Origin of the sequence: Methanobrevibacter sp. UBA412 (assembly GCA_002495685.1) — an archaeon.
Taxonomy (GTDB): Archaea; Methanobacteriota; Methanobacteria; order Methanobacteriales; family Methanobacteriaceae; genus Methanobrevibacter_A; species Methanobrevibacter_A acididurans.
In genome coordinates this window covers 1-11,812 of the sequence record DAGJ01000002.1, presented here as the reverse complement: position 1 = coordinate 11,812, position 11,812 = coordinate 1, and the positions used below count along the sequence as shown (strand labels likewise).

Annotated in this window: 12 protein-coding genes, 1 pseudogene and 1 CRISPR repeat array; of the genes and pseudogenes, 11 read left to right on the top strand and 2 right to left on the bottom strand. The window is 29.3% G+C overall.

What is annotated here, in order from left to right:
• Nucleotides 1-57: 57 nt before the first annotated feature.
• Nucleotides 58-1,671: a CRISPR direct-repeat array (repeat unit 29 nt; unit sequence CTTTAAAATAGACTTAATAGTATAGAAAT).
• A 197-nt stretch (nucleotides 1,672-1,868) separates the two neighbouring features.
• The 11 genes and pseudogenes from BP997_RS00140 to BP997_RS00090 all read left to right on the top strand — a co-directional run bounded on the left by BP997_RS00140 (nucleotide 1,869) and on the right by BP997_RS00090 (nucleotide 9,418).
• The gene (locus BP997_RS00140) at nucleotides 1,869-2,339 is read left to right on the top strand and encodes a DUF1890 family protein (protein ID WP_413827553.1); all 471 of its coding nucleotides are present in this window, start codon (nucleotides 1,869-1,871) and stop codon (nucleotides 2,337-2,339) included.
• Nucleotides 2,340-2,341: 2 nt separating this feature from the next.
• A complete protein-coding gene (locus tag BP997_RS00135; RefSeq protein WP_413827556.1) occupies nucleotides 2,342-2,653 on the top strand; it encodes a DUF1894 domain-containing protein in 312 nt (103 codons plus the stop codon).
• Nucleotides 2,654-2,685: 32 nt separating this feature from the next.
• Complete coding sequence (locus BP997_RS00130) at nucleotides 2,686-3,651, top strand: methionine synthase (RefSeq protein WP_413828576.1); 966 nt, start codon at nucleotides 2,686-2,688, stop codon at nucleotides 3,649-3,651.
• Between the two features lie 21 nt (nucleotides 3,652-3,672).
• Nucleotides 3,673-4,368 carry a thymidylate synthase gene (locus BP997_RS00125; RefSeq protein WP_413828575.1) on the top strand — a complete coding sequence of 232 codons (696 nt, stop codon included), beginning with the start codon at nucleotides 3,673-3,675 and terminating at the stop codon, nucleotides 4,366-4,368.
• Nucleotides 4,369-4,489: 121 nt separating this feature from the next.
• Nucleotides 4,490-5,452 carry a methenyltetrahydromethanopterin cyclohydrolase gene (mch, locus tag BP997_RS00120; RefSeq protein WP_413828574.1) on the top strand — a complete coding sequence of 321 codons (963 nt, stop codon included), beginning with the start codon at nucleotides 4,490-4,492 and terminating at the stop codon, nucleotides 5,450-5,452.
• 41 nt (nucleotides 5,453-5,493) lie between these two features.
• The gene (locus tag BP997_RS00115; RefSeq protein ID WP_413828573.1) at nucleotides 5,494-6,033 is read left to right on the top strand and encodes a flavodoxin family protein; all 540 of its coding nucleotides are present in this window, start codon (nucleotides 5,494-5,496) and stop codon (nucleotides 6,031-6,033) included.
• A 258-nt stretch (nucleotides 6,034-6,291) separates the two neighbouring features.
• Nucleotides 6,292-6,699 carry a secondary thiamine-phosphate synthase enzyme YjbQ gene (locus BP997_RS00110; protein ID WP_413828572.1) on the top strand — a complete coding sequence of 136 codons (408 nt, stop codon included), beginning with the start codon at nucleotides 6,292-6,294 and terminating at the stop codon, nucleotides 6,697-6,699.
• 155 nt (nucleotides 6,700-6,854) lie between these two features.
• A pseudogene (locus BP997_RS00105) lies at nucleotides 6,855-7,190 on the top strand (C-GCAxxG-C-C family protein); the annotation flags it as partial.
• A gap of 86 nt (nucleotides 7,191-7,276) precedes the next feature.
• A complete protein-coding gene (locus BP997_RS00100; protein ID WP_413828571.1) occupies nucleotides 7,277-7,963 on the top strand; it encodes a hypothetical protein in 687 nt (228 codons plus the stop codon).
• A 30-nt stretch (nucleotides 7,964-7,993) separates the two neighbouring features.
• Nucleotides 7,994-8,683, top strand: coding sequence for a 4Fe-4S double cluster binding domain-containing protein (locus BP997_RS00095; RefSeq protein WP_413828570.1), 690 nt, complete (start codon nucleotides 7,994-7,996; stop codon nucleotides 8,681-8,683).
• Nucleotides 8,684-8,719: 36 nt separating this feature from the next.
• A complete protein-coding gene (locus tag BP997_RS00090; protein WP_413827576.1) occupies nucleotides 8,720-9,418 on the top strand; it encodes a 4Fe-4S double cluster binding domain-containing protein in 699 nt (232 codons plus the stop codon).
• A 14-nt stretch (nucleotides 9,419-9,432) separates the two neighbouring features.
• Here the strand turns inward: BP997_RS00090 and pheT are convergent, their stop codons facing one another.
• Together pheT and BP997_RS00080 are read right to left on the bottom strand one after the other, a co-directional pair.
• Nucleotides 9,433-11,082 (bottom strand): phenylalanine--tRNA ligase subunit beta, encoded by a 1,650-nt coding sequence (gene pheT / locus BP997_RS00085; protein ID WP_413824247.1) that lies wholly within the window; start codon nucleotides 11,080-11,082, stop codon nucleotides 9,433-9,435.
• A gap of 66 nt (nucleotides 11,083-11,148) precedes the next feature.
• Nucleotides 11,149-11,505: a hypothetical protein gene (locus BP997_RS00080; protein WP_413824245.1), complete on the bottom strand. Its 357-nt coding sequence runs from the start codon at nucleotides 11,503-11,505 to the stop codon at nucleotides 11,149-11,151.
• Between the last annotated feature and the right edge of the window lie 307 nt (nucleotides 11,506-11,812).

Below are 11,812 nucleotides of genomic sequence, written 5' to 3'. Positions count from 1 at the left end.
AGACTTAATAGTATAGAAATTTATGTAAATTCGGTTTAAATAGTAATCGCTTTTTGTCTTTAAAATAGACTTAATAGTATAGAAATTATTGTATTGGGGGGGGTATGGATCCCCCTGGTTTTTTCTTTAAAATAGACTTAATAGTATAGAAATTATAAACCACAATAAACAAACAGACAACCATATATACTTTAAAATAGACTTAATAGTATAGAAATGGTCCTATTATTGCCCCGTTTTCGTAGGCGTAGCTTAAACTTTAAAATAGACTTAATAGTATAGAAATAATGATATTGGAAGCTTACTAGGTAAAGGTGAAGAAGCTTTAAAATAGACTTAATAGTATAGAAATTACTACTATCGGTAATGAATCCTAATAAGCTATCATTTCTTTAAAATAGACTTAATAGTATAGAAATTTATGTGGATGGAACAAATGGTTCTGATACTAATACCTTTAAAATAGACTTAATAGTATAGAAATTAAATTCTACTCCGTCGTTGTCGCTGTCGTAGTTTGCTTTAAAATAGACTTAATAGTATAGAAATATAAAGCTAGTATATCAACTGCACAAATAAATTTATTCTTTAAAATAGACTTAATAGTATAGAAATTGTAGTTGATATACTAGATTTATTAATTTTGCACCGCTTTAAAATAGACTTAATAGTATAGAAATGTAGTTTATATTTAAGCTTATTGGTAAAATAGGCTTCCTTTAAAATAGACTTAATAGTATAGAAATGCAATAGCCCATAAATTTTCATCAACAGTAATAGTAACAGCTTTAAAATAGACTTAATAGTATAGAAATAAGGAGAACGTGAATTCGGAGAATCAAGTTTACGCAAACTTTAAAATAGACTTAATAGTATAGAAATTTAACAACAAAACCCACTTCAACACAATGCTTTTCCCTTTAAAATAGACTTAATAGTATAGAAATTATATAGGAAAAAATATAATATTAATTGTAAGTTTAACTTTAAAATAGACTTAATAGTATAGAAATCTTTCAAGGTCATTGTAGGTGGATTTGTCAATGTCTACTTTAAAATAGACTTAATAGTATAGAAATAGAATTTTGTTACTTCTTTGGGTATGAAACATCGCAACTTTAAAATAGACTTAATAGTATAGAAATACAACAGGAGTTATCACGGTTTTCGCATCATAATACTTTAAAATAGACTTAATAGTATAGAAATCAATTATTCATGCTTAATACTCCATTATTATAAATTACCTTTAAAATAGACTTAATAGTATAGAAATATGTAAAAATCATAATATTCTCCTTCCTGTTCCTTTTTCTTTAAAATAGACTTAATAGTATAGAAATAAAGTGAGGTATCAAATAACATTATGGCAAATGATGACTTTAAAATAGACTTAATAGTATAGAAATATCCAAGATTCTCCGCATTATTAATCGCATACAATGCTTTAAAATAGACTTAATAGTATAGAAATTTGTTTTTGTTTCACTAGTACAAGCTTCAAATCCACCTTTAAAATAGACTTAATAGTATAGAAATTGTTTTGTGAACATTCACAAATACTAACATAATCACCCTTTAAAATAGACTTAATAGTATAGAAATTTAACACTTTTAATTTCAATTATAACACTTTCTTTTACTTTAAAATAGACTTAATTGTATGAAAATTTGTTTAATAATGATGTGAAGTTGGTAAGTTAGATTTATTTTTGTTATTGAAAAAAAATATTGCTTGTTTTTGTATGTTTTATATATTAATAAATATTTCTTTTAGAAAAATTTTTCATATTTTAAAAACCTTTTTATTTTATTAGTCAGATATCATAAATTAATATAATTATTTTTTTGTGAGGTATTAATTTATTATGAAAAAAGCGTTGATTTTGATTGGTTGTCCTGAGGCTCCTGCTCAGACTCCTATTACTTTGTATGTTTTGGATAAGCTTAGAAAGGCTGGTTTTGATGTGACTGTTTCTAGTAATCCTGCTGCTTCTAAGTTGTTGAAGGTTTCTGATCCTGAAAGATATTATCTTCAGGATTTGGTTAATATTGATTCTGAAATTGATCATTTGGAAGAGGGTTCTTTTGATTTGCTTGTTGGTATTATTCATAAGGATGCTGCGGTTTCTTATTTTGTTACTTATTATCAATTGTTAAATATTGATTCTTTGGCTATTATTTTCCAACGTGATCAAGGTGAATTAGATAACTTCACTGAGGAGGTCCGGGAGAATACTGATGCGGGTATTGTTAGTGCTCGTGCTTATCATAATCCTACTCCTTTGCGTGTTCAGGTTGATAAGGCTTTTAAGGATTATTTTGAAGGGGAGGATTAGGAGTGTCTTTTTGTTTGGAAACATATTTGCAGCAGTCTGATGATTATAAGATTCTTTTAGCTCAATCTACTTTTAAGTTGGCTCGGGATGTTATTACTAAGAATTCTAAGGAAGTTATTCATGTGAAGCCGGGTGAGAAGGTTTTAGGTGTTCGGATTATTGGGGTGCCTCCGATTCCTATTGGTTTGAATCCTGATGAGGGTACTGTTCTTTTAACTTACACTAAACCTTGTAATGGTACTGGTGCTATTGAGTTACCTGTTTCTGATGAGGATATCCAGAAGATTCGTTCTTTAAGTATTGATAAAAAATAAATTAAATTTTTAAGGGAGAGTATATTTTTTTCATGATTACTACTGTTGTTGGAAGTTTTCCATTAGAAGTTAAAAGCCCTGAATCTGGTAGGGATAAGTTTTTAAACATTTTTGGTGCTTATGATCCGTATAAACGTCTTATTGAAGAGGTTGTTGAGTTACAATTTAATTTAGGTTTGGATATTGTTACTGAGGGTCAAGTTCGGGATGATATGGTTGGAATTTTTGTAAAGCATATTCCAGGTTTCACATATGTGCATAATTCTTCTGTTATTACTGGTAAAATCTTACCTTCAAATCATAATATTACTGTAGGTGATGTTCGGATTGCAGAGCATAAACTTGATGAGTTAATTAAGAATTCTAATTTATCAAGTGTGGAGGCTGAGCGTAAAGGTGTTAAGGGTATTATTACTGGTCCTTCTACTATTGTTCATAGTTCACGGATTGAATCTTTTTATAAGGAGAAGGGTCATGCTATCATTGATTATGCTCATGCTATAAGTAAGGAAGCTTCTGCTTTGGAGGGTGCTGGTTGTAAGTATATTCAAATTGATGAACCTTTCCTTTCTACTGGTATGGTTGATTTGAAAGTTGCTAAGGAAGCTATTAGTATAATCGTTGATACGGTTAATATTCCTGTGGGGATGCATGCTTGTGGTAATCTTAAAGGTGTTTTTAAACAGTTAACTAGTTTTCCTGTTGATATATTGGATTTTGAGTTTGCTGGAAATAATGATAATATTAAACTTTTAAAGGAGCATAAAAATCTTTTAAAAGGTAAAAAGTTAGGATTAGGGTGCTTGGATTCTGCATCTAAAGACTTGGATGAAGAAAGTAGGGTTCGTGAAATTATCCAAACTGGTATTGATGTGATGGGTGAGGATAACATTTTATTGGACCCTGATTGTGGTTTAAAGAAGATGAAATTGGAAACAGCGAAAAATAAATTAAAATTAATGATTAAATTAAATAATGAATTATCAACAAAAAAATAATAATGGGGAGTTTAAAGGGATATGTCTTATAAGTTTGATGCTGAGCAAATAGCAGATGGATGGGAGCAAATAGTCACCCAAATAGTTAAAGAGGGACATTTTGTTAATGATGAACGTGGTTCATTAACCAAGGAAATTTTAAATGTTGTAACAACAATTAATGATCCTTTCCAATTAGGTGGGGACTTTTTCGGTTTTGGTGATAAACTAGCTAGAATTGAGAAAATACGAATACCTGATAATTATTTCTGGGAAGGGGATAAACTCAGAACATATAGTGAACAATTCACAAGTAGTGAAAATCCAGGTTTCGTCTACACTTATGGTAATCGTTTAAGAGCACACTTTGAAGGTATAGATCAAATACGTGTGGCAATTGACAGGTTAAAAAATTGTAATGAGTCTCGTCGTGCTATAAGTGTTACATGGGATCCAACCCAAGATACTAAACGTGAAGAAGTACCTTGTATGATTCTTGTAGATTTCAAATTACGTGATAATATTTTATACACTACTGGTTTATGGAGAAGTCATGATATTTATGGTGCATGGTTCCCTAATGCTGTAGGATTATCTTACCTTGCACATTATGTTTCTGAAGAATTAGGTGGAGATGTGAAAATGGGTTCTGTAACAATCCATTCCATAAGTGCTCATATTTATGAATACGATTTACCTTCAGCAGAGAAGGTTAAAATAAAAAATCCACCAAAATAAAATAATAATAATAATAATAATAATAATAATAATAATAATAATTTATATATAAATTAAAAAATTAATATAAAATAAATACAAAAAATTAAATAAATGAATATTGAAATGAGGTTTAGAAAAAATGGTAAGTGTAAACTTAGAAGCTAAAAAAACTGTAGATGTAATGATTGAAAAAGCTGATGAAATAAACATACAAATATCCAAACTCTCAAATGGGGCAACCATTCTTGATTGTGGAGTTAATGTTGATGGAAGTTTTAAAGCTGGAGAATTATATACTAAGGTATGTCTTGGAGGATTAGCTGATGTTGGAATAAGCATCCCTGGAGATTTATCTGAAAAATTCGCTCTTCCTAGTGTTAAAATAAAAACAGATTTCCCATCAATTTCAACTCTTGGATCTCAAAAAGCTGGATGGAGTGTAAGTGTTGGTGACTTCTTCGCATTAGGATCCGGACCTGCAAGAGCATTAGCATTAAAACCTGGAGAAACCTATGAAGCAATAGATTACAAAGACGATGCAGATATAGCTATTCTTGCATTAGAATCTGATGTATTACCTGGTGAAGATGTAGCTGATGTTATAGCTAAAGAATGTGATGTGGATGCTTCTAATGTATACTTACTTGTTGCACCAACTAGTAGTCTTGTTGGATCTATTCAAATTGCAGGAAGAGTAGTTGAAAATGGTACATATAAAATGATGGAGTTCATCAATTTTGATGTTAAAAAAATCAAACATGCAGCAGGAATCGCACCTATCGCTCCAGTTGACCCAGATGGATTAAAAGCTATGGGAAAAACTAATGATGCAGTACTCTTCGGTGGAAGAACATATTACTATGTTGAATCCGAAGAAGGTGATGATATAGCTTCAGTTGCAGCACAATTACCATCATCTGCAGCAGATGGATATGGAAAACCATTTTTCGATGTATTTAAAGAAGCAGGATTTGATTTCTATAAAATAGATAAAGGAATGTTCGCACCTGCAGAAGTAGTTATGAACGATTTAACTACTGGAAAATTATATAAAGAAGGATATGTAAACGCAGATTTACTTAAAAAATCCTTCGGATTATAAAAAGAAAACATTTAAAAATATTTTTGGAGGTATTAATAGTTATGAAAGTAACAGCAATAATTGCAAGTCCACGTAAAGGTGGAAACGGGGATGTTCTTGTAGATGAAATAATTAAAGGAACAGAAGAAAACGGTGCAGAAGTCACTAAATATTATATTGATGAATTAGATGTTGAACCATGTCATGCATGTGGTCACTGTGGTGACGGTATAGACTGTAAAGTCGAGGATGATGGGGCAAAAATCATTGATGATCTTTTAGATACTGATGTATTAATTTTCACAACACCAATTTACTATGGTCAAATGTCAGCTCAAGGAAAACTCATAACTGACAGATTCTATAGTGTAAGTAGAAACCCACAAAAAGAATTCAATGGAAAAGCAGTATTTGTATTCACTCATGGAGCACCAAGTGGAATATATGATGCTTATATTGAAGCTACTAAAGCATCACCATTCGGTCATACTGGTTGGGATGTAGTAAACACTTTAGATGCTGGTGGAATTCAAGAACCAGGTTCCATAAAAGAATCTGAGGATAAAATGAAAGAAGCATTTGAAATAGGAAAAGCATTATAAAAAAATCTTATTTCCTATACTTTTTTCCTTTTTTCTATTTTTTTATTTATATTCATCTATCTTAACTTATTTAAAATAATAACTTCTATAGGCTCTTTCTAAATAAACAATATACTCTTTCTTAAAACACTAGTTTTACACATTAACTTGTTTAATTATTAGGCTTAACTTTAATTTAAACATAATAAAATATTAACCCTAAAAACCATTTTAATAAGAGTAATTTTTAAAACCTATAAAAAATAATAAAACATTATTATGACAATAATGGAAATTATTAAAATAAACACTAAAAAACAATTTGAAATCATTGACATAACAAAACCTGTAAATGAATACTTAAAAAAACTAAAAACTAGTGATGGTTTAATAAATATTTATACAAAACACACTACATCTGCAATAATTGTTAATGAAAACGAAAAGGGCTTATTAAAAGATTTTAAAAACACACTAAACAATTTAATACCAGAAAATAAGGATTACAACCATAACAGTATAGATAATAATGCCCGTTCACACCTACAAAGCTTATTTTTATCATCCTCACAAACAATACCATTTAAAGATAATAAACTCTTACTTGGAACTTGGCAATCAATCTTCTTTATAGAATTAGATGGACCAAGAATTAATCGTGAAATAATCTTAACCATAATAAACTAAAAATTTTTGCAAATTTTTAATTAATAAAAAGAACATAAAATATAATCAATCAATTATAATATGTGATATGGTGATTAAGTATGGGTAAAATAGATTCAAAACAATTAACTGATAAAATACAAAACTACTGAGATAATGGTAAAAGTTGTTCACAATCAGTTTTAACTGGAATATGCACAACAGTTGACTGTAAATTAAGTGAAGAAGAATTATTAAGTTTAGGAAAAGGATTTTCTGGTGGAATCGGAGGAACCTTTGATGAAGGTACCTGTGGAGCATTAACTGGTGCAATAATGGCATTAGGATTAATATATCCAGATGATCAAAAAATTAATGTTGCATTAAGTAAACAATTACTTAAATTCTTCCAAGACGAATTCACTACACTTCAATGTGGAAAATTAACTCATAATGGTGAAGATAAAACTATTTGTGATCCATGTTGTGCATTTGTTGGTGAAAAATTCGCACAATTATATAATGAACTATAAAAAATAAAATTAATTATTTTTTATTATTTCATTAACTATTTTTTTTTAAATAATATAAAATTACTTTTAAAAGGATTATTAATGTCATGTCATTATCAAAGGATTTAGAAAGTTTATTAAAAAGTGAAGGTGCAACAGGTGTTGGATTTGCAAACCTTAAAGGATTAAAAAATACACCACAAGGATACATTTCTGGTGTTTCTATATTTGTTAAATTATCTAAAGATGCAATTAAATCAATTAACACTAAAAACAACACATTATACCAGGAAGAATATAAAGGTTTAGATGAGAAATTAGATAAAATAGCACTTAAAGGTGAAGAATATTTAAAATCTAAAGGTTATAAAGCAGAAGCCTTAACAAGTGATAAATTACTTATAACTGAGGATAATACAAGTCAAATATCCTTTGAAGAGGTTGCAACTCGTGCAGGTTTAGGGTGGATTGGAAAATCCTGTCTACTAATAACTCCAGATTATGGTCCAGCAATTAAATTAATAACAATCCTAACAAATGCACCATTAACTTACGCTAAACCAGTTAAAGCAAGTTTATGTGGAATGTGTACAGAATGCCGTGATTCCTGTAAACCCGGTGCAATAAATGGAATATTATGGAATACTAATACAAATCCTGATACTTTATTTAATCATAAAAAATGTTTAAAACATTTAAAAAAATTAAGTAAAAAACAATCACAAGATGAGGGTTTTGAGTTATGCAGCCAATGTGTGTATGTTTGTCCAAAAACACAAAACTATATAAAATAAAAAAAATTAAAATGGAGGCATACAAGTTTTATGAGTTTATCAACAAATTTAAAAGAATTACTAATATCTAAAGGCGCAACAGAGGTAGGATTTGCAAACCTTAAAGAAATAGAAAATGTGCCAAGTGACATGCCTAATGGAATATCAATACTTATTAAATTATCTAAAGAAGCAATTAAATCAATAGAGGTTAAAGGTAAAAAAGAATATTTAAAAGAATATGATAATTCATATCCAATATTAGATGAACTTGCCCTTAAAGGGGAAGAATTCTTAAAAAATAAGGGTTATAAAGCTTATGCTTTAACTAAAGAAAGAGTATCCGTACCTGATAATAAAATAACTTTAATTCCATTTAAAACGGTTGCTACACGATCAGGTCTTGGTTGGATTGGTAAATCCTCACTATTCATAACACCTAAATATGGTTCAGCAGTAAGATTAATAACAATCTTAACTAATGCACCCTTAGATTTTAATAAACCAATAACTACTTCTTTATGTGGTATGTGTAGAATATGTCAAGATAATTGTCCAGCTGATGCAATAACAGGTTTAACATGGAATCCTAAATTGGAACGTAATGATTTATTTGAATATAAAAAATGTTTAAATGTTTTAGGGGAACTTGCAGAAAATGAATTCCATAATCCAAATGTTAAAGTTTGCAGTAAATGTATTTCTGTATGTCCTAATACTCAAAGATATGTAGAAAAATAATTATTAAAAAAAAGATTATGAGGAGTAAATAAATTTATGAGTTTATCAACAGATTTAAAAGAATTATTAGTATCAAAAGGTGCAACTGAGGTAGGGTTTGCAAATCTTAAAGGCTTAGAAAATGTACCGGACACTATGCCAAATGCTGTAAGTATCCTAATTAAGTTTCCAGCAGAAATTATAAACACTATACAAGAATATCCAACTAAAATTTATATAGATAAATTATTAGAAATCAATGATATCCTTGATGATATCTTATTGGCTGGTGAGGATTTCCTGAAAAAAGAGGGGTATAATGCTTATGGTCAAACTAAACCTCGAACAGTAGTTGAGGATGATAAGAGAAGTAAAATTCCTTATAAAACTGCTGCAACTCGTGCAGGTTTAGGTTGGATAGGTAAATGTGCCTTACTTGTTAATCCGCATTATGGTTCAGCTGTACGTATAGCAAGTATTTATACTGATGCACCATTAGATTTTGGAAAACCAGTAAAACAATCATATTGTGGGGAATGTGATGCTTGTGTAAAAGCATGTCCAGGGGATGCTTGTACTGGAGTGGATTGGCATGAAGGAGTAGACCGGAATGAATTATACAATCAAAAGAAGTGTGGGGATAAAGCTTTAGAATTATCTATCCTTAAAACTGGCATAGACCATTACTATTGTGGTAAATGTATAATAGTCTGTCCATTTACAGTTAAATATTTAAAAAAAGAATTAAAAAAGTAAAGTAAAAAAAGTTTTTAGAGGAATTCTATTTCAAATCCCACAACTGGGTATTCAAGTTCAAAATTAGTAATAACCTCAGGAGATAATTCACCAAACACTCCTTTGATTTCACCATTATTACTAGTACCTTTAACACTAGCTACTCTTCCAGGAATGAAACTTGGATCCTCTGATTCACCAATTTCTACCTTATATCCAAGATTACCAAGCACACTTAAAGTTAGGGATTTAGCTTCTGTAAAATTAGCACTTGTATGGCAACTTAAAGCTGAAAGTTTTTTACTTGGTCTAACTTTTAATGGTTCTGATTCATCTAAGTATAAGATGTCCCCTATTTCAAATATTTTTTGAGGTAAATCTTGATGTTTATTATCTTCTAAAAATTCCATTAAAGTATTAATTAAACTTTTTCTAATCATAGTTCCATCAATAGTAATAGGTTTAGAAACTTCCACATGACTATCCTCACTACGATTCATCTTTTCATAGTGACTGGTTTCACTTGTTAACATTAAACTCATTATTTCTTGATATCCAAGTCCAATCATTATTTCTCTTAAAGTTTTATCAGATTTAAACCAATCATGTTCATATGCTACAGTTGAAAGTTCAGGTAATGCAGGTTTCACCTCATTTATACGGTATTGTATTGCAATATTTTCCACTATATCATATTCATGAAGAATATCAGTACGATAAGAAGGTATTTTTACAAGTAAAGTATCTTCATCAATTTTCTCTGAATCCATTCTAGCTTGTGCTAATAATTTTTCAGCCTCATCAATGGTGATGTTTATTCCTATTAAATCATTTGCAGTTGAAATATGAACTTCCTTAGTTTTTGGACTTAAATCAGGAGTAGTGATTGTTTTATCTTTATAGATTACTTCAACACTTTTAACTTCCCCTCCTTCTTCTGCAAAACTACTGCAAATAATGTTTAAACTTTGATTTACAGCTTTCTCATCTGTACCTGTCACATCAACAAGAATATTACAAGTATCTTCAGTTAACTTAGTTAATTCACCATTAATTATTGGAGGCATACTTAAAATTTGATCATCCTTATCAAGGATTAAAGGATACTTACTGAATTTATCAATTAAATGAGCATATTTACTTCCTTTTTCAATATTTTCAAGTATTTCCGCAGGACTCATTGCACAGTTTTCTTCAAGTGGTATGAATTTGTGTTCATTTTTTTCTGTTGCAATATAATTATATGGAGAATTAATTACATCTGCATTATGAATACCAATTGCTACTTTTTTACGATCCCGGCCTATTACCCAGTGAAGGTTTTCTTGAAAGTCCATTACTTGTTTTAATCTATTACCCTTAAAATTCACACCTTCAATTTTAGCAAATGCTATAAATGGTCGAATTTCACTTACTTCTTCACTTACATATACCTTCTCATCAGAAGCTGTAACCTCATATTCAGGAAGGCCTGTTTCAATGTTTAAGAATCCTTTAAGTGATCTTGCAACTCCAGGAACGCTTAAATTATCTGGTCGGTTTGGGAAGAATTCTACTTTAATTTCATCATCATTATGATCTTCTATGTCACTTCCCATCATAGGTATTATGTTTATTAATTTATCTTTTTCAATATCGATTCCGAATTCTTTTAAATCATCATATTCAAATGTTATTACTGGCATTTTATTGTTTTCTCCATAAAATTTCTAATAAAAAAGTAAATAAACCCCACATTTAAATTAGGGTTTTTATAATCCGTATATTGCCATGAAGAATAAGGCTTCAATGACAAAGTGTAATGCTCTATGTGCAAGTGGAGGTATATGGAAAGGCACTGCACTATGAGCTATATCTAAGGTTAAATGTATTAATCCTCCTAAAATTCCAATTTGGAATGATTGGAACACAATAGTAAGTACAAGAAAATGGAATATTGATTCTAAGACTTCATGAACTAACCAGGTTTGCACTGCTGAAGTAAGTGTTTTTTTAATTATTCCTCCAAGAACTATGTAGAAATCATTACCTATTTTCCACACAATTCTTCCATGGATTTCATCACTAATAGCTAATACTACTGGAATCCAGAACCATAACATATTCATTTTTACTTTAATCCTTAAAATTTTTATTAATTAAATAATTATTATATAAAAAAATTTTTTTTATATTATAAGTATCTATGATTTTTCCTTTATTTATAAATTTATACCAAAATACTAAAATTTTTCATAATCCTCAATTATAATATCAGGTTCTGTCAAAAACTTAGTTGATTTTATTTTTTGAAATATTTTGTCTCATAATTTTTTTAAGCTTTCTTATGGCTTTAATTATGATTTAGAAATAGTAAATTTAATATATTAAGTGGAGCTAATATATTTATATGATTAATAAAAAAATAAAAGTTCC